14 protein-coding genes are annotated in these 19917 nt (G+C 44.5%); 6 read left to right on the top strand and 8 right to left on the bottom strand.

Going from position 1 to position 19917, the window contains the following annotated elements; genetic code table 11:
* Window positions 1-23: 23 nt before the first annotated feature.
* From B3R91_RS07150 to B3R91_RS07160, 3 genes are all read left to right on the top strand, one after another.
* A complete protein-coding gene (locus tag B3R91_RS07150; protein ID WP_286796989.1) occupies window positions 24-782 on the top strand; it encodes a nitroreductase family protein in 759 nt (252 codons plus the stop codon).
* Between the two features lie 70 nt (window positions 783-852).
* A complete protein-coding gene (gene gcvP / locus B3R91_RS07155; RefSeq protein WP_201588929.1) occupies window positions 853-3750 on the top strand; it encodes an aminomethyl-transferring glycine dehydrogenase in 2898 nt (965 codons plus the stop codon).
* 179 nt (window positions 3751-3929) lie between these two features.
* The gene (locus tag B3R91_RS07160) at window positions 3930-4622 is read left to right on the top strand and encodes an esterase/lipase family protein (protein ID WP_198327932.1); all 693 of its coding nucleotides are present in this window, start codon (window positions 3930-3932) and stop codon (window positions 4620-4622) included.
* Window positions 4623-4673: 51 nt separating this feature from the next.
* On the opposite strand, the gene B3R91_RS07165 is transcribed toward B3R91_RS07160, so the two are convergent.
* The 4 genes from B3R91_RS07165 to B3R91_RS07180 form a co-directional block, all read right to left on the bottom strand.
* Window positions 4674-6002 carry a ribonuclease D gene (locus tag B3R91_RS07165; protein ID WP_286796990.1) on the bottom strand — a complete coding sequence of 443 codons (1329 nt, stop codon included), beginning with the start codon at window positions 6000-6002 and terminating at the stop codon, window positions 4674-4676.
* A gap of 142 nt (window positions 6003-6144) precedes the next feature.
* Window positions 6145-6738: a recombination mediator RecR gene (gene recR / locus B3R91_RS07170; protein ID WP_191692347.1), complete on the bottom strand. Its 594-nt coding sequence runs from the start codon at window positions 6736-6738 to the stop codon at window positions 6145-6147.
* 121 nt (window positions 6739-6859) lie between these two features.
* On the bottom strand, window positions 6860-7189 hold the full coding sequence (locus tag B3R91_RS07175) for a YbaB/EbfC family nucleoid-associated protein (protein ID WP_068404078.1): 330 nt from the start codon (window positions 7187-7189) through the stop codon (window positions 6860-6862).
* A gap of 90 nt (window positions 7190-7279) precedes the next feature.
* Window positions 7280-8584: an O-succinylhomoserine sulfhydrylase gene (locus tag B3R91_RS07180; protein WP_286796991.1), complete on the bottom strand. Its 1305-nt coding sequence runs from the start codon at window positions 8582-8584 to the stop codon at window positions 7280-7282.
* 511 nt (window positions 8585-9095) lie between these two features.
* On the opposite strand from B3R91_RS07180, the gene B3R91_RS07185 reads away from it, so the two are divergent.
* From B3R91_RS07185 to dusA, 3 genes are all read left to right on the top strand, one after another.
* Window positions 9096-10766: a phospholipase D family protein gene (locus tag B3R91_RS07185; protein WP_286796992.1), complete on the top strand. Its 1671-nt coding sequence runs from the start codon at window positions 9096-9098 to the stop codon at window positions 10764-10766.
* 91 nt (window positions 10767-10857) lie between these two features.
* Window positions 10858-12159, top strand: a complete 1302-nt coding sequence (locus B3R91_RS07190; RefSeq protein WP_286796993.1) for an MFS transporter — start codon at window positions 10858-10860, stop codon at window positions 12157-12159.
* A 267-nt stretch (window positions 12160-12426) separates the two neighbouring features.
* Window positions 12427-13398 (top strand): tRNA dihydrouridine(20/20a) synthase DusA, encoded by a 972-nt coding sequence (dusA, locus tag B3R91_RS07195; protein WP_286796994.1) that lies wholly within the window; start codon window positions 12427-12429, stop codon window positions 13396-13398.
* Window positions 13399-13496: 98 nt separating this feature from the next.
* On the opposite strand, the gene B3R91_RS07200 is transcribed toward dusA, so the two are convergent.
* The 4 genes from B3R91_RS07200 to B3R91_RS07215 all read right to left on the bottom strand — a co-directional run bounded on the left by B3R91_RS07200 (window position 13497) and on the right by B3R91_RS07215 (window position 19750).
* Window positions 13497-14285, bottom strand: coding sequence for a CPBP family intramembrane glutamic endopeptidase (locus B3R91_RS07200; protein ID WP_286796995.1), 789 nt, complete (start codon window positions 14283-14285; stop codon window positions 13497-13499).
* A 74-nt stretch (window positions 14286-14359) separates the two neighbouring features.
* Entirely contained in the window at window positions 14360-15247 is an 888-nt protein-coding gene (locus tag B3R91_RS07205) for an alpha/beta fold hydrolase (protein ID WP_286796996.1), read from the bottom strand.
* Window positions 15248-15373: 126 nt separating this feature from the next.
* Window positions 15374-16429, bottom strand: coding sequence for a signal peptide peptidase SppA (gene sppA / locus B3R91_RS07210; RefSeq protein ID WP_144297121.1), 1056 nt, complete (start codon window positions 16427-16429; stop codon window positions 15374-15376).
* A gap of 258 nt (window positions 16430-16687) precedes the next feature.
* Window positions 16688-19750 carry a ComEC/Rec2 family competence protein gene (locus tag B3R91_RS07215; RefSeq protein WP_286796997.1) on the bottom strand — a complete coding sequence of 1021 codons (3063 nt, stop codon included), beginning with the start codon at window positions 19748-19750 and terminating at the stop codon, window positions 16688-16690.
* Window positions 19751-19917 lie beyond the last annotated feature (167 nt).

Raw genomic sequence — 19917 nt, forward strand, 5'->3', positions numbered from 1 at the left:
TCAATCCCAGCATGGATTTTCATATGACCCCAGATACTAATAAGCAAACCATTATTGCGACGCCTGATCATACCCCGCAGCTACAAGCCTTTCGCGATGTGGTTGAATCACGCCGATCTGTGCGTCGCTTTACCGACACCAAGATACCTGATGATGTGTTGGCTGACTGTCTGCGTTTGGCCATGCTCGCGCCGAACTCGAGCAATCTACAGCCGTGGGAATTTTATGTGATTGATGATGCGGATAAACGCAAACGCGCGATAAAAAACTGCATGAATCAAAATGCGGCGAAAACCTCAGCGCGCTTGATTGCGGTCGTTGCGCGTACCGATGTTTGGCACGATCACGCCAAGCAAATTTTACGCGAATATCCGGACACGCCCGTGCCAAAAAAGGTCAAAGATTACTACAACAAAGTTGTGACCATGGATTTCTTACGCGGACCGGTCAACGTTATATCAGCGGCCAAATGGGGTGCAACGCAAGTCGTCAGACGGGTAAAGGGTCCGATTAAATCACCTTATTATACCTTTGAAGACACCAAAAACTGGGCCACCAACAATACTGCTCTTGCAGCCGAAAACCTCATGCTTGCTTTACGCGCGCACGGTTTTGATAGCTGTCCGATGGGCGGCTTTGATGAGCCTGCGATGAAACGCTTATTAAATTTAAGCGACGATCACCATATCATTATGATGATTGGTGCCGGTGAGCGCGCTGATAATGGCGTCTACAACACCCAGTTCCGCTTTGACCAAACTCAATTTGTCCATTACGTCTAAACCGTAAACCGTTATTATTTATTCGTTATTTTAGCCATCTCCTTTATCATCCCTTTTATCAAGGACTGTTATGACTATCTCTCAAAACCCAACGTTTGATACCTTTCAAGGTTTATTCAACGAAGCTGAATTTGTCTATCGTCATTTAGGCTCAAATGATGCCAAACAAGCCGACCTATTAAATGCCGTTGGTTATCAAGATATGGCAAGCTTTATCAATGATACCGTGCCTGAACCTGTGCGCTTGCATAAAGAGCTAGATTTACCTGTGGCCATGAGTGAACACGCCGCGCTTGCTAAACTACGTACCATGGCAGACGATATCACGGTTAATAAGAGCTATATTGGTCAAGGTTACTCGCCTGTGCGTATGCCAGCAGTGATTCAGCGCAACGTCCTTGAAAATCCAGGTTGGTACACTGCTTACACGCCTTATCAAGCAGAAATCGCCCAAGGTCGCCTAGAAGCACTGCTTAACTTCCAGCAAGTTTGTATTGATTTAACAGGTTTGGAGATGGCTGGCGCGTCATTACTTGACGAAGCAACGGCTGCGGCAGAAGCGATGGCCATGTCGAAGCGTGTGAGCAAAAGCAAATCAAACCAGTTTTTTGTGGATGAGCGTATCTATCCGCAAACCTTAGATGTCATCAATACTCGTGCCAAATATTTTGGTTGGGAAGTGGTGGTTGGTGATTTCGAACTGGCTAAATCAGGTGATTATTTCGGTGCTATCTTCCAATACGTCGGTGTTGAAGGCGATGTAAAAGACTTAACCGATGTTATTGCGGCGGTAAAGAAAAACAAAACTTATGTGAGCGTTGTCAGTGACATCATGAGCTTGGTGCTATTAAAGTCACCAGCCGATATGGGCGCAGACGTAGCACTCGGTAGCACTCAGCGTTTTGGTATTCCGATGGGTTTTGGTGGTCCACACGCCGCCTACTTTGCCTTCTCGGATAAAGCCAAGCGTTCAGCACCTGGTCGTATCATTGGTGTCTCTAAAGACTCGCAAGGCAATACCGCGCTACGTATGGCACTGCAAACTCGCGAGCAGCATATCCGCCGCGAAAAAGCCAACTCAAACATCTGTACCTCACAAGTATTACTTGCCAATCTAGCTGGTATGTATGCCGTTTATCATGGTCCAAATGGCGTTAAGCGTATCGCCACTCGTATCCATGCGTTTGCGACTGCCTTTGCTGATGTTATTAAAGGCGCTAACGATAGCAATTTAAATGTGGTACATGATCAATTCTTTGACAGTGTCGTCGTTGATTGTGGTTCAGAAAAAATGGCAACGCAGATTTTTGAAAACGCCGACAATATTGGCTACAACTTATGGCGTCTTGGCGACACCAAATTAAGTGTTGCCTTTAGTGAGACTAGCGATGCGCAAGATTTTAATGTCTTAACGCAACTATTTGTCAGTAAAGCTCATGACTTGCCAACAGAAGCTCGCGTGTCACTCGATGGCGCTCACTTGCGTAGCGATGACATCTTGACCCATCCAGTCTTTAACTCGCATCATACCGAACATGAAATGCTGCGCTACTTAAAATCGCTTGAAGACAAAGATTTGGCGATGAACCGTAGCATGATTTCACTCGGTAGCTGTACCATGAAATTGAATGCGACCAGTGAGATGCTACCGATTACGTGGCCTGAATTTGCCAATGTGCATCCATTTGCGCCACGCGGTCAAGTGACTGGCTACATTGCAATGATTGATAGCTTGCAAGAGCAACTCAAAGCCATTACAGGTTTTGATGAAGTGTCTATGCAGCCTAACTCTGGCGCTTCAGGCGAATACGCTGGTCTCTTAGCAATCCGTCGTTACCATGAGTCATTGGGCGAAACGGACCGTGATGTTTGCCTAATTCCAATGTCAGCGCACGGTACCAACCCTGCTACCGCCATGATGATGGGCATGCAAGTCGTCGTGGTGAAAACCGATGAAAACGGTAACGTAGACATCGATGACTTGACCGCCAAATGTGAAGAGCACAGCGCGCGTTTAGGTGCCTTGATGATTACTTATCCATCGACACATGGCGTATTTGAAGAAGGCATTCGTCATATTTGTGATTTGATTCATAAGCATGGCGGTCAAGTATACATGGACGGCGCCAATATGAATGCGCAGGTCGGCATGATGCAGCCTGCTGATGTCGGTGCAGACGTACTACATATGAACTTGCACAAAACTTTCTGCATTCCACATGGCGGCGGCGGTCCTGGCATGGGCCCTATTGGCATGAAAGCACACTTAGCACCATACATGGCCAACCATACGTTGAGCCCTGTACATAATGCGCAAAATGATTGCTCAGCTGTATCAGCAGCACCTTATGGTTCAGCGAGTATCTTACCTATCTCATGGATGTACATCGCGATGATGGGCCGTGATGGTCTGCTAAAAGCCACTGAGCTTGCATTATTAAATGCCAACTATGTTGCCAGCCAGCTGAAAGACCACTACCCTGTTCTTTATACGGGTAAAAATGGCCGCGTCGCTCACGAATGTATCATCGATATTCGTCCATTGAAGGAAGAAACTGGCATCAGTGAAAGCGATATTGCTAAGCGCTTGATGGATTATGGTTTCCACTCACCAACGATGAGTTTCCCAGTTGCAGGCACCTTGATGATTGAGCCCACTGAGTCTGAATCTAAAGAAGAGTTAGATCGTTTTATCAGTGCGCTACAATCTATCAAAAATGAGGCAATGAAAGCCAAAGCTGGCGAAGATGGTTGGACATTAGAAGACAATCCACTGGTCAATGCACCGCATACCGCGGCGATGATTACTAGCAGCCAATGGTCACATCCGTACAGCCGTGATACCGCTGCATTCCCACTGCCTTACATCCGCACCCATAAGTTCTGGCCGAGTGTGGCACGTGTTGATGATGCTTACGGCGACAAGAACCTCATGTGTTCTTGCCCAAGTATCGAAAACTATATGTAGTTTTCAAACAAAGATAAATAGTTGATATAAAAACAAACCTCCAAGTCAGTAGCTGATTTGGAGGTTTTTATTTTGTCTATTCTGGGCTAATAATTTAAAAGATCATGAGATTAACGTTTAAATTAGGAGCTAGAGCCTAATATAATAAAATATCAGTAAAATAACTTTTGGACAATAACATGCAACAAAAAAACCGCGTTATTCTGATTCATGGTCTGCATCAAACCGCTTGGATTATGCGGCCATTAGCCAAACGCTTGCAAGCCGCAGGATTTGATACTTATCAATTTGGCTATCGTAGTCTGCGTGATGGCATCAAAACCAATAGCGCACGGCTCAATCGTTGGCTAGAAGAAAACCACCATCCTGACCAGCCAATCGATTTAGTCGGTCATAGTTTGGGTGGTTTGATTATTCGTGATTTCGTTAATGAATATCCACAATGGCAAATTGGGCGCTGCGTAACGCTCGGGACACCGCATTTAGGTAGTGTTTGTGCAGATTATATTTGGCGCTTATCCCCAGTGGTAGTGGGGCGTTCGTACGTCGATGCGCTAGATGGAACCGTCGCGCCCTTACCGGAGCATATTACCTTAGGCGTGATTGCCGGTAATCGCCCTTATGGCTTAGGGCAGTTATTTTTGCAGTATCATAATCGCAAACTTTGTAAGACAAATAATATGCCATCAGCAGAACATCTACTACACGATGGCACAGTATATATAGAAGAAACTAAAATAGAGGCAGCCACTGATCATATTGTCTTGCCCGTCTCGCATACTGGCATGCTGGTCGATAAAACAGTGGCCGCACAAACCAAGTATTTTTTACAACATGGACAGTTTGACCATAGCGAGCTTAAGCACTTATAAATGTTAAGCACTTATAAATGTTAAGCACTTATAAAAGCTAGTTTTTATCGCTTAGCGAACATTGATACCCATACCCTGCTGCAACTCGGTTTTATGCTCTTCAATCACCGGAATCAAAGTTTGCATCACCCACTCATTGCGCCAACCTTTTAACCCTTCAGGCAACTCGCTTATTTCCTTATCAAAAGCAATCACTTCATAGAGCTGCGCGAGCCATTTTTTACGCATCAAGACATTAGCAGGCACACCGATTTTTTCTGCTTGCGCATCGATTGCTTGTTGCACAGCTTTTGATAAGACTTTGTTTTTTGAACGATACGGTGGCAGTAGACAATCCGGATGCTCAGCAGGATGCAGGTTTTTGGCTTCTTTAATCACCTTGAGCAACTCTTCACCATAGAGACGCAGCATACTACGATGCATGGTAGTTTTGTGCGCAAGCTCGCGCATACTGCTTGGTTTTTCTGTAATAATCTCGCGTACTGCTTGTTTTTTTATCACAAAGGTACGCGGCTGATTGGTCGCGCGTGCTAGCTCCTCGCGCCATGTTGCCACTGCTTGCAATATCGCCATCTGCTCAGAGGTATAACGATAATCTGCCATCGTTAGATACATCTCATCATCGGCTACATGCTGTGCGTCATATAAGTCACTGGCATAAAGCTGGCAGTCCGCCCACACGTATTCAAACAGACCCTGCTTTTTCAGCTCATATTCAAGGCTTAGATAAAGCGCTGGCAAAAAACGCACGTCATCTATCGCATACTGCTCTTGCTCATCTGATAGCGGGCGTTGCAGCCAGTCTGATTGGCTTTGCTCTTTATCGATATGCATATCTAATTGGTCATCAAGCGCCTGCTGATAGCCCATTTGCAATTGGCCAGTTAAATATGACAGGGCAATTTGCGTATCAAAAATATTGGTCAACGGCGGGCAGTCAGACAATAGATAAAAAATCCCCAAATCTTCACCGCAGGCATGCCAAATCGCCACGTCTACTTTAGCCAACGCTTCCCATAGCTCGGCCAATTGCAACTGCGGCGCATCTAGTAAATACACATGATTGCCAGTATTCAGCTGCACCAGTGCCAAGCGCGGATAGTAGGTATCGCGCTTGATAAATTCAGTATCTAACGCCACCCGGCCGCAAGTTGCCAACGCATCGATAACTTCAGCCAAATCATCCTGCTTACGTACCCAGGTAACAGCCGCATCATCAGCGGCATCTAGCAATGCATCGATATTTGGCTTGGGTGGCAAATCTGTGGGCGCTACCTCGTCATTGACTGATGGTTTTGATAGCTCATCATCAGTAGCAGTATTATCTAAGCGGTTTGATTGGTTAGAAGTAGTTAAAGCTGTTGAAACATGGTTTGACACGGGCAGATACCTGCTGAAATAGAAGAAAATAAAACGCTAAACCGCGCCTTAATACAATGAAAAAAGAATTATAACAATATCATAAAATCAGATGAACAAAATTTTGTTTTAAAAAAGCAGTAATACCAAAGAGACAGACATACTACAAAAATGAGCGATTTTGCATGGCTTGGCCAAGGGTCATACTATCAAGATACTCAAGCTCGCCGCCCATCGGTACGCCTTGCGCCAAGCGAGTGATTTTATTGACATGACGACTGACTGCTTCACTGATAAAGTGGGCGGTCGTTTGACCCTCAACAGTCGTACCCGTCGCCAATATCAGCTCTTCAACCGGCTCTTGCTTCACCCGCCAGACCAGTTGATCGATATTTAAATCATCGGCGCTGATACCGTCTATCGGCGATAAATGCCCGCCCAACACGAAATAACGCCCACGATAGCCTGCGGTTTGCTCTATCGCCATCACGTCCGCTGCGGTTTCAACCACGCATAACAAGCCATCATCACGCCGTGGATCTTGGCATAATGGACAAACTGCCTCGTCGCTAAAACTATGGCAGCGCTGGCATTCGACAATATCACGCATCGCCTCATCAAGTGCTTGCGCGAGCGCCATGCCTTGGGGGCGTTTTTTGGTAAGCAAATGCAATGCCATACGTTGGGCACTTTTTTGCCCCACGCCCGGCAAAATACGTAGCTGTTTGACCAGCTGATCAAATTTGGCTGTCAGCAAAGTAACTTCCTTTATTTAACTTAATTTATAAATCGTAGCTATAAAAATGGGGTCGTATCGTGTCGATAACAACCCCATTTTTGTGGTCAATCAGCAGTTTTTAGCGCTTATAATTCGCTATTTAGAACAGACCTTGCATACCTGGTGGTAAGCCCATACCTGAGGTCGCACCAGCCATTGTTTCTTCATACAGCTCATCCGCTTGACGCACCGCATCATTGATGGCAGCAGCGATTAGGTCTTCAATCATATCTGGCTCGTCTTCCAATAAACTTGGATCAATGGTCAAACGCTTAACGACGTGGCGACCAGTCATAGTGACTTTAACCAGACCACTGCCCGCTTCGGCTTGCACTTCTTTATTGGCCAATTCTTTTTTAGCGTTTTCAACGTTTGCTTCGACTTTCTTTTGCATCGTTTGTGCTTGTTGCATCAATGCTTGAATATTCATAGTTGCCTCTTTTATTTTGTATTAATGCGTATCATTATAAAACGTTATTCATCACTAAATCTGATGTTAATGGCGATTATACCTTGATCTTTACAAACTGTCTAAACCACGCGCCAAATCTTTGATGATATCTTCCACATCTTCTAAGCCTACCGACAGGCGGATGAGACTATCATTAACGCCTGCTTCTGCGCGCGCCTCAGGCGTCAAGCGAAAATGGGTAGTGGTCGCGGGATGGGTAATGGTGGTTTTAGCATCGCCCAAATTATTGGTGATAGAGACCATTTGCGTTGAATCAATCACATGCCACGCTGCGGCTTTTGAATCAGTACCCTTTGAATTAGGGCTAGTCGACGATTTAACTTCGAAGCCCATGATAGCGCCATAACCATCTTTCATATGATGTTGACGCGTTGCCAATTCATGAGCGGGATGGTCGCTTAATCCTGAAAAGTGCACGGTGCTGACGTTAGGATGATTGACCAAAAATTCTGCTATTTGATTGGCATTTCGACAATGCGCTTGCATACGTAATTTCAGCGTTTCAAGCCCTTTAGTAAAGACCCATGCGTTAAATGGGCTCATACTGATACCACCTGAACGAACCACAGTAAACGCCTCTTGCATCAGCTTATCGCTACCGACTAAAGCGCCGCCCAATACCCGACCTTGACCGTCTAAATATTTGGTTGCAGAATGAATGACCACATCCGCGCCCAAATCTAATGGGCGCTGCAAGGCTGGTGTGGCAAAGCAATTATCAACGACCAATAAGATATCATTGGCTTTACACAGCTCGCTCAGATAGCCGATATCACAAATTTGTGCAAGCGGATTGCTCGGGCTTTCACAATAAATAACCTTGGTATTTGGCCGCACAGCTTTTGCCCAAGCGTCATTATCGAAGCAGTCGACATAGCTGACTTCAACGCCAAACTTTGCCATATAGTTATTAAACAAACCAATCGATGAGCCAAATAATTGATTGGCGGCGAGCAAATGATCGCCAGCTTTAAGATACGCCAAACACATGGTCAAAATCGCGCCCATACCTGAGGCTGTCGCCACCGCACGCTCGCCGTTTTCGAGCGCCGCCAAACGCCGCTCAAAGGTGCGCACGCTCGGATTGGTATGGCGCGAGTAAACGTTACCCGTTTTGCTACCATTAAAATGCGCGGCAGCGTCCACCGCTGATTCATAGACATAAGAGCTTGTGGTAAAAATAGCCTCTGAATGCTCGCCTTCATCAGTGCGATGCTGCCCTGCTCGTACGGCGATGGTTTGCATGCCATAATCGAGTTCTAGATTGAGCGCGTCATCGCGCCAGTTAGGGTCTACTTTATTTGTCTCTGTTTTATTTGCATTGCTATCATCATGCATTTGCGACTGGCTCATAAATTTTCCATTGCACTGGTTATTATTAAACATACGGCTTATTTTGACTATAAACAGCATTTGTTCGCGTTATCATAGCATGGCAACTTATTCCAAACAGCTGGTTTCAAAGGCTTGCTAAATATTATTTTTGAATACTAGAGGTTTAGCACTTAGTATTAGGTTTAGCACTTAGTGTTCAGAAATTATTATTAAATCTTTAGAATTAACTATTAACGACTTAATACTAAAAACACCGATGCATTTATAAGGATAAGATGCAAGCGCAGACGATGACTGGACGATGTGGTTATCATGACCAAATAACGTGCCGTATCTAACAAAAATAACGTATTTATAATAGGCACAGATGACAACAGCTGCTAAGCTTAGCCGCGCTTTGAATATTGCTTTGAGCGATATTATGATCCGCTTCATAATCAGTGCTATCATCGGTAAAAACAGCAAGCAAAGTTAAGTCCATTATTCACCAGTATATCATTACATTCAGGCTCATTAAGGTATCTCATTTATGTCGATGTTTAGTATAGAACCAAGCAACTTAGCGCTGAGTCTAACACTGGGACTCACCTTAAGTCTTAGTGGCTGCCAAACTTTACCAAAGCAGCCGCATTTGCCTGAAAGCCAAGCTTTATCCGCGCGTATCGACGCTTTATATCAACAAGAGGGTCGCGAGCAAAATAGCAATCAGAAAGACGGCCAACAAAACAGCCAAACTACCAATACAAAAACGGATAGCACTGACTTAGTCGCCGCTATCAGTGAACAGAACGAGATTCACCCTGATTTATCGGGTTATCATCCGATTGTGACAGGTGCCAACGCTTTTGCTTCACGCAGTATTTTGACCAGCATGGCCACGCGTAATATCGACGCCCAATATTATATTTGGCACGATGACCAAGCCGGACAGCTGATGCTAAAGGACTTATGGGACGCGGCCGAGCGCGGCGTCATCGTTCGTTTGTTGTTGGATGATTTTAATAATAGCGCCAAATTTGATCAGCATTTATTACGTTTTGCCAGCCACCCGAATATCGCCGTACGTATTATCAACCCATTGATGTACCGCAAATTTCAAACCTTAAACTTCGTAACAGGTCTACCGCGCATTAATCGGCGCATGCACAATAAAAGCATGACCTTTGATAAGCAAATCACTATTATTGGTGGGCGTAATATTGGTGATGAATACCTAAGCAATGACAAAAACAGCCAATTTGCCGATTTAGACGTTTTGCTCATCGGTAAAGTAGTCGCTGACATTGACAATAGCTTTGCCAGTTATTGGTCAGCGCCAATTTCATTTGATATCCAAACCCTTGCCACCCTTGATAAAGGTGAAACCACGGATTTTTTGGAAGGTTTGGACAAACTCAGAGCTGATGAAAAAAACAACAGTAAGAGCAGCTTAGACGTCTATAAAACGGCTATCGAAGATTCCTCTATTGATAGTGACTTAATCAATAAGCGCGTGCCCTTTCGCTGGACTGACATGCAGTTTTTAAGCGATGACGTCGGCAAATTGACCAAGACTGTCCCAGCCAATACCAATTTGGTACATCAGCTGCGTACTTTATTGGGCAGTCCAACCAAACGCCTGACGATTATCTCATCCTATTTTGTCCCCACCAAAGACGGGGTCAATACACTGGTCGAGCTGGCAGAAGCTGGTATTGATATTAAGATCTTAACCAATTCCTTTGACGCCACTGATGTGACCGCGGTGCATTCTGGCTACAGTCAATGGCGCCCAAGCTTATTGCGAGCTGGGGTAAAAATCTACGAGCTAAAATCAACCGCTTCTGAAGAAAAACGCGAAAACAAGCTTTGGAAAGCGCGCAGTCAATCGTCTACCAGCCTGCATGCCAAGACTTTTGCCGTTGACGACTACCAAGTATTTATTGGCTCATATAATGTCGATCCGCGCTCCGCCAATATTAATACCGAGATGGGCGTCATTATCAATGACGAGGAGCTGGCAAAACAATTGCATAGTGCGCTCAGCGATGAATTATTGGGTCAAGCCTATGAAGTTAAGTTGTTAGAAAATGGCAGCTTGCAATGGCATACCGTAGAAGCTGGTGAAAAGGTTGTTTACGATTCAGAGCCGCGCGTCGATATTAGTGATCATGTTTGGTTGGCCATCATGTCATGGCTACCGATTGATTGGTTGTTATAGATAGCCAATACTTTTATCGCACGACTGTTATTTCATACGCTTTATTTACCCATTCTAATCAACCCCTCTTTAAGTGGATGCGTGATCTATTATGCCTTCTCGTTCTCAATATGCTCTGATGTCTTCTAAAGATAGAAACGCTGTGCTTTTTATCTGCTTTAGCAGCGCAGTCGCGTTCTTTGATTTTTTGATTTACTTATATCTTGCTGATATCATCGCTGCCGCCTTTTTTCCTGCTAATACCAGTGCGGCGATGGCTAAAATACAAGGGCTTGGGCTATTTGCGATTGGGTATTTGGCACGTCCGTTTGGCGGGGTTATCTTTGGGCGCTTTGGTGATATCAGTGGACGAAAACCGATATTATTAATGAGTATTTTGGTGACCGCTGCAAGCTTGCTGGCGATGGCCTGCTTGCCAACGTATGCGCAATGGGGTATGGCTGCGCCTGCTTTATTCATTATTTTACGCCTGATACAAGGAATGGCGTTTGGGCTTTTTGCACCGCTGGCTTGGGTTTTTGTGTCAGAGCATGTGCCGCGCCAATATTTGTCAGTCGCCTGTAGTTATGTAACGGCAAGCTTTTTTGTCGGTGTACTATTTTCCAACGCCTTTTTTCTTTGGCTAACCAACTCCATGACCACCGAGCAACTGGCCGCTTATGGCTGGCGGGTACCATTTTTTATGGCGGCCATCCTAAGCGTGGTGCCTTTTTTGGCGTGGCGCTGGATAAATGAATCGCCGTTTTTTATCGCCATGAAAGCTGCAAAGCCGCGTGATTATATTGCCAAACCCTTTATCCTGCTCTTTAAGCATTGTAAGCATTCTATCTTTATCGGCTTGCTACTTACCTTTATCATAGCCAGTATCACCACCGTTATCATTCTACTCCTACCCGATTTAATTGAGCTGCGTTTTACCTTGGATAATGATTTATTTGGCTTTTCACACAGTTTAGGCATCGTATTTATGATTCTCGGCTGTGTGTTTTACGGAATCATATCCAACCATCAAAACTTTGGTAAAGTATTGGCCATTGGTTCTATCTTGTTGATTGCACAAATGTTTGCATTCTTTTATCATCTACAAGCAAGTGGCGATTACATTCTTATCATGTATGCGCTGTTAGGGTTTTGTGCGGGTATTGTGGGCATGGTTCCGGCCATTTTGGTACAATTATTTCCCACCAACGTGCGCCTGACAGGTATGGCACTTTGTTATAATGTTGCTTATGGGATTGTCGGAGTGTTGGTGCCTTTTGGGCTTGGTTACGCCACTTTATATATCAGCTTTTCGCCTGCGCTATACATTGCCTTTGTAGGCTTTATCGGCATTATCATGGGCATTTATTTTTATAATTTGCCTGAATTCAAAAAAATTGATGAAGTGATTTAGAGAATAATTACTGAGCTTTTCCCTATTTTTGCTTTGTTATTGATTTTCCTATTATTTAACTTATATAGATAGAATAATCAAAAAGCGTCATGAAAATAACACTCATGGCGCTTTATCTATTCTCCTTTTAAACACATTTAAAAATGCACGTAAAAGTAAGGTCGGTTCGCAATAAAATTGGCAAATTGATGAATATCGACGTGAGACTGGTATAACGATTTTAAAACGACCTACTATATGCATGCATAATAACGAGGCTTTACCCTAATGGTTGATATGACCAACAAACGACTCTCTGTTGCGCCAATGATCGACTGGACAACGACAGATTATCGCTACTTTGCACGGCTGTTTAATCCGCATGTTTATCTTTATACCGAGATGATTAGTACCGGTGCGCTGCTCCATGGCAATCGCGCGCGGCATTTGCGCTTTGATACGCTTGAGCATCCACTGGTGCTACAGCTTGGCGGTGCCGATACTAGCGAGATGACCCAATGTGCCCAATTTGCGCAGCAGCATGGCTACGATGAGGTCAATATCAACGTCGGTTGCCCCTCTGATCGCGTCCAGCACAATAAAATTGGCGCTTGCCTCATGGCAGAGCCGCAGACGGTTGCTGATTTGGTCAAGCACATGCAGGCAGCGGTCGATATTCCGGTGACCGTTAAACATCGTATTGGGATTGATGATTTTGATAGTTATGAGTTTATGGTAGATTTTGTCGAAAAAGTCGCTGCGGCAGGTTGTACACGCTTTATTGTTCATGCCCGTACGGCGTGGCTACAAGGCTTGAGCCCGAAGCAAAATCGCGAAATACCGCCACTGCGTTATGATGATGTTTACCGTCTCAAACAAGACTTTCCAACGCTTGATATAGAAATTAACGGCGGTATCGAAACAGTTGCCGATATTAAAACGCATTTACAGCATGTCGACGGGGTGATGATTGGACGAGCGTTTTATCACAATCCGTACCTACTGGCAGAAGCCAACAGTTTATGGGGCGCGCCGATTACTAAGCGCTCGGATATTTTAGCGCAATTGTACCCTTATCTAGAAAAACAAAGCGCTAAAGGTGAAGCACTACCAACGATGACGCGGCATTATTTAGGGTTATTTCAAGGCTTAACAGGTGCGCGCAAGTGGCGACAGGCATTGAGCGGTAAACCGCAGCTAACGATAGACGATATTAAACGAGCCGCTGAAGAAGTCTTAGCCTTAAATCCAGATGCCTAGTCATCAATCACTATAAACATAAAATAACAGCTAATGGGTGCATAGCTAGTTGATAAAGACATTCATCAATTAGCTATTTGACGTTTATATATAAACCTTTAACTAATTTCCGCTAAATACTGCGCCATCGCGGCGCCATTATTAACAATATGTAGCAGCATCGGTAATAGTAGCGAGCCTGATTTGATACGCGCGTAGCAAAATATCAATGCCAATACCACAATGGTGCCGATTTCATAAATACCATATTGCAAGTGAATTACCGCAAATATCACGCTGGTCACTAAACTTGCAACTATTGCGCCGCGATGCTCTGCGTTGGCTACGTTTGAGAACTGCTCAGCAATAGCCGACCATAATAATCCACGAAATATAAGCTCTTCATAAATCGGCGCGACAATCACCATGGCAAATATCAATAACCAGACTGAGCTGACAGACTGATATAAAGGGTCGACGAAGACCAACGGTGATTCATTGAGCAGGTAAGTTAACGCTTGACTGCCAATCATAAATATCAGCAATAACCCTAACATACCGATGCCAACCGACCATGAAAATGGCTGTAGCGCCAGATACTTCCTTACATTGCCGCCCCTCACCCGAATCAATAAAACGCTGACTGCCACCAGTAATACACAGCCGATAATGATAGAAAGACTGACCACCGTACCATCATTACTGCCGAAAAAGAAAATATCGCCCATAGTAGCGTTTTTAGTAGCGGGCAATATAAGCTTTCCGGCGATATAGACGCCGATTAATTGACTGATAAAGAAAGTCACTACCATGCCTATCACTAACAACAACGCACCCAAGCGTGAAAATAGCGGCGTAGGTTTAGACGCTGTGGTCTTAATAGATGCGGTGGTCGCTTTTTTTAGCATAAATCGTCACTCAAAAAAGTGTGCTAGCTGCTCACATTACATTTATCCTAACTTCTAGGATTCACAACCATCGTTTATTTTGGCAATTGCTTTTTGATAAGCTCAAGCACTTGACGCGCCACCGACTCTGGGTGCTCAAGCGGGAACATATGTCCGCCAGCGTGGGTTTCATAATCGATATTCAGGCGTGATTTGATTTGCTGCGGGAAGCGGCGCTTGAGAAAGATACTGTCTTCACCAATGATGAGCGTCACTGGCGGTTTAGGTGCACGGTTTGGGGTCAGCCAATACCATGACGGGTTGGTGCGAAACACCTCAACTTCGCTGGCTTTAGGGATAGCCAAGGTTACTTTGCCGTCCGCACGCTCATGTAAACCATGCTCGATATAGCCTTGAAAACTACGCTCATCGAAATCTTTAAAAAAGCCTTTATGACGCAGCTTATCATAAGCGTCTTCGCGGCTATCCCAGACATCACGGCGATGCTTAGACACGCCCGCTGGCGAGAGCTTATCCATCAAGCGATTATTCATCAGCGGTAATCTATCGGCGTTTTTTGCCAAATGCCACAGCAGGCTTACTTTGCCATAAATCCACGGTGGATCCATCAGCACCGCTTGCGCAAATATCTCCGGCGCACGGTATAACGCCTGCATAGTACACATGGCACCAAGCGAATGCCCAACGCCTACTAACTGACTCACCCCATGCTGCTCACACGTGCGTTTAACGCTATCAATAATCTGCTGGGTCAGGCTTTGCCAATGGTTATCTACTGGATAATCGGGCGTATTACCCAGCATAGGGATATATTCAATGGTAAAAAATTCAGCAAGCGGGGCAAAAAACGGCGCATAAACGGCGCTTGGCATACCATTGGCATGGGCAAAATGAATGACAGGTTTTTGGGTTATCTTAGACTTGGGTAGTGACGCAAAGGTCTGTGGATTAATGGCACTCATGACAAGTTCTCAGTAATTTAAATAGCTGTTTATTATAATAATCGAAATTTATATACAATTAAGGCTGAGCATAATCATATACTCAGCCTTAACAATCATACACATTAAATCTAAAATATAAAGCGCTTAGCGCATCTGCGCTTGACTCTCTTCTTGTGGTAACACGTCAAGCTTGATACTTGAACCAAGACCGGCGCCTAACTTAACGGCAAAGCGATCCATAAACAAGCTAAATGGGTCGGTTGGCGTATAATTAACGACGTTATCAAGCTTCAACTTCTTCTCTAAAGTCGAAATACTGCCCTTTTTGTCAGCTAAGCCAAGCTCAATCGACTGCTCACCGGTCCAAAATAGCCCTGAAAACAGTTTATTTTCCTCAGGATTTTTTAGACGATCGCCGCGACCTTCTTTGACTGCATTGATAAAGTGCTTATGAGTATTGTCCAGCACTTTTTCGACGTGCTGCTCTTCATAGTCAGTCAGCGGACGTGACAAGCTTAAAATATCTTTATACTCGCCTGCGGTAATGGTGCGGTCTTTAACGCCAAATTTATCCATTAAGCCTTCGATATTGTAGCTTGGCATAATTACGCCAATCGAACCGACTAAGCTTGATGGATTGACATAAATCTCATCCGCAGCTGAAGCGATATAATAAGCGCCCGAAGCACCCATATCACCAATCACCGCGTAGAGTTTTTTGTCAGGATATTCTTGACGCAAATCCATCATCGTCTGCCAGATTTCATCAGACTGTACGGGTGAGCCGCCGGGCGAGTTGATGTCAAGCGCCACGGCTTTGGCATTACTGTTTTCAAAAGCGCGAGTTAAGGCCTCATTAACATCGTAAGCATTGGCGACATCACCACTACTAATCGTTCCTTGGATTTCAACCACCGCCAAATGCGGCTTACTGGTATCAACGCCTTCAAGCCCGGACGGTGTTTTGGTACTACAACCGCGACCAATGGTCAAAAATATCAATAAAATATAACCAAAGGTCAATAGCTTAAAGAAAATACTCCAGCGACGGGCGCGGCGCTGCTCAACCACACTGGCTAGTAACGTATTTTCAAGCAGTCGCCACTCTTGTCCGCTCGGCTGATTTTGCTGCTGCATCGGCGTTGGCTGGTTGGCCGAGTTGTCAGGACGTTTGTTAGGGTCTGGTGGCCAGTTGGGCATATAACTTCCTAAGTCAGAAACAATGTAAAACGATAAAAGAGAGAACTAAAAACTTGATATAGCAAAAGCGTGATAGCTATTTTTACTTGTATCAATGCTTTTATAGCGCTTTGATAAAGTTGAATAAGCTACTAAGTATGGTGGCATTTCTCTCATGGTTCAATAGCAGAACTGTGAAATAGCTTGATATTATAAAGGCGATAGGTTATAGGAGCGAGGTATTTTATAAGGATAATACCAATAAGTCAGATTATAAGGTTAATCCTTACTATCGGCCTCAAAAGCTAGAGCGGCATCTAGTGGCTTATTATCATAAGTGATTATCTCATGGATTTGTTGCTGAGTTATTACCTCAGTAGAGATATGCGAGGCACTATGTCCAAGCCATGTTGTGCTGTTTATGACATTACCTAAGGTGTTGTTTAATGAGTTTTTTAAAGTGTCATTTTTAGTATTCGGTTCAATCGCGCATAATAACGACCACATTTGCCACACGCGCGGATGGGTATCGACATTTAAAATCAGACGTGATTGAGCATTTTTAGTATGAGAAGGTGGCTCTTTGTTATCGGACTGAAGTGTTTGTACTTTAGTAGCTAATGATTTGAGCGGGTCAGCAGCATTATAACTGACAATTTGAATAGGTAATCGACTGTCAAGTTCAAGCGTACAGTCCCAGACACTGGCATCGTTTATTTTGCTCCAACCTGTGATAGCTTGCAACGTTAAATCACCATTGGCGAGTTGCCAGGTTTTACCTTGCTCACAAGCTTGGGCACTGATGGTTGCCTGAGTTTTATTTTTACCAGATTGACTGGTCAGTTGATAAGCGCGCTGGAGCTCGGGCCAACGCTCGCTACGCCCGGCTTGCCAATACTGAGCGGTTGGGAGACGTTGACTTAACTCAGCGACGGTCATTGGTAGCAGCTCAGAGTCGTTTGGCTTATAGATGGTCGGCTGCAATGACTTACGGTTGTTATTTGTTAATGTCGCTAAAGATGTCGTCAAGGCCGCGCTACTGCTTTGGACTACCATACCTTCTAGACGCTTGATAAATAAGCTGCGTAGTTGTTGCTCTAATGTCGCAGATAGCTTGTCAGCGGTTAGCGTGCTTGGCATCGTACGAGTATCATAAGGCCTATGATCGGCTAAAATTAACCAGCTAACGTTTGTCTTATTATCTTCATTATTTAGCACAGGGTATTGTAGCACCGCCGCGCTTAAATATTGGTCGCCCGTTGGCAGAATATAGAGAGTCGGAGTCATGGTTAACGACTGCTGATTGGCGTATACCGTCATAACCAGTAGCGTTAACGGTGCTAGCGCGAGCCAACGACTGATAAGGCCACGCGCTAATAGCCACGGCAACATCGCCAATAATACCATCAGCAAAATTGCTATATTCACTGGCGTATAAAGCCATGCCCCTGAGAATATCGGTAACGCCGTTAGCCACGTGATAAGCTTGTGTAAATGAGCGACGAGAGCAATCACCAGTGCCCAAATAGTATCAGCTAGCGCAGGCGAGATAAGATAGCACAGCCCAGCCAGTAAATTTAGCGGTACAATCACCCAACCAAATAAGCCGATGGCAAAGAGATTAACGATAAGCCCTAACAGTGATGCCTTACCGAATAACAATAAGGTTATGGGTAATAGCGCAATAAATAGCCAGAACTGTAACTTAAACAACCTTTTAAACCCTAGCCATAAGCGTTGAATTATCTTCGCATTTTTATTGTCATTAGAGTTCGTGGTCGTTAAGCTTGCAGACTCTGCTTGACTCCATGCTACTGAACTATCTTCGTACTTTAATAGCAGCGCTACCGCTATAAAGGACAGCCAATAACCAGCCTGCCACAGTACATACGGGTCGAACCATGCCATCAGTATCGCCAGCGCCAACAATGTACGCATGGTACTAATTGGCAGTAGCGTTAAGCGTATCAAACCTATAGCTAATAACATCCACGCGGTACGCGCAGCAGGGACATCAAACCCAGTAAACAAGGCATAAATAAAAGCCGCGCTCATCATAACCCACCAGCGCAATTGCCAGCGCGGGATATGACGATAGAGAGAGGAGTAAAAACGATTCAACAGTAAGACTGCCAATCCCGCTAACACAATCGCTAAAAATAAAACATGCGTTCCTGAGATGGCCAATAAATGAGAAATACCTGCCAACTGATATGAATCTTTGGTAGCGCGATTGATTAAACTGCGATCACCGGTCAGTAAGCTTAAAGTCACTGCTTTTGCTTGCTGCTCTGCGGGAGTTTGCCCTGCCCAATCTTGATAAAAATGCTGACGTAGTTGCCAACGTCCTTGGTCGATAGCGGTACGCAAACGGTATAGATAAGAATCGTCCGCTTTAGACAATGCTGCTGAGTCATTAAACGGAATAGTTGAGGTACTGGTCGCTAATATCGTGGCAACCCCATCGATATGTCGCCCTCGTAACCAACGATAACTATCAAATCCCGTTGGATTGTTCAACGCTTGCTCAGAGTTAGCAAGTGGCGCTAGCGTCAAAGCCATCAATAACTGATCACCTGGCTGCAAATCATTTAAGTCTATAGTCTGCGATTTATTGTCAGTACTTTTTTTAGAAGGTTTTTTAGAGAAAGATTTTTTTGGATAAGCATTTAGCAGTATACGATATTGTTTATTTTCGAAATATTCGAGATTATCTCCGTTTAAGTTATTTTCTTCATTGCTTAGGCTATTATCAGTCACCTCTTTATAATTGGCATTGTAATTTACGCTCAGTTTGTCCAAATCCTGCGACGTTATCTCGGACAGTAAAGGCGATATATGGCTAATGGTAGCAACCTGCCGATAGCCACTATTACTTGCGTCATCATAGACACTGTCACTGATGCCTTCGATGCTCACCAACGCTTGCACGCGCACAGTTTGTTTGATGGCATTACTTTGCGCCTGTTGCTGATTTATCAAAGCGAGCAGCCCACTACCAGTAATCAGCGCTAACGCTAATACTGTCGTTAATAAATAATGAGCAAATTTATAGAGTAATGGTGATGTAGAAGATGGGGTTTTAGCAGAATTTTGAACAGCAAGATTTTGAGCAGAGGAATTTTTAGAAACCCCTTTTTTAGCGTCAATCGAAGGTGCAAGCGCAATGTAACGCTGATTGATAAATAGCAGAACAATGGTCAAAGCCATTAATAATAACGGCAAGATAGAAGATGTGCTGAGGTCTGGTAATAAGGAGCCAATAGGCAGCGGAATAGTATCCGAGACGGCCAAAACCCCCATCATAACGATGATTATCAAGCTACCAATTAACCAGTACACCAGCGCTCCTCGCTTGCTTGATAGCTCGTCCATTGCATATAATTTGCATGATGGATAATGACCGTTCTAAACATTGAACCAACCACCAAGTGCGCAAACCGTCAAGCGATGGCATTTATGTGGCTATTACCCTATACTTACCAGAAATATTGCAATAGTGATTATTC

It is taken from the genome of Psychrobacter sp. UBA6291 (genome assembly GCF_002439405.1).
GTDB lineage: Bacteria > Pseudomonadota > Gammaproteobacteria > Pseudomonadales > Moraxellaceae > Psychrobacter > Psychrobacter faecalis.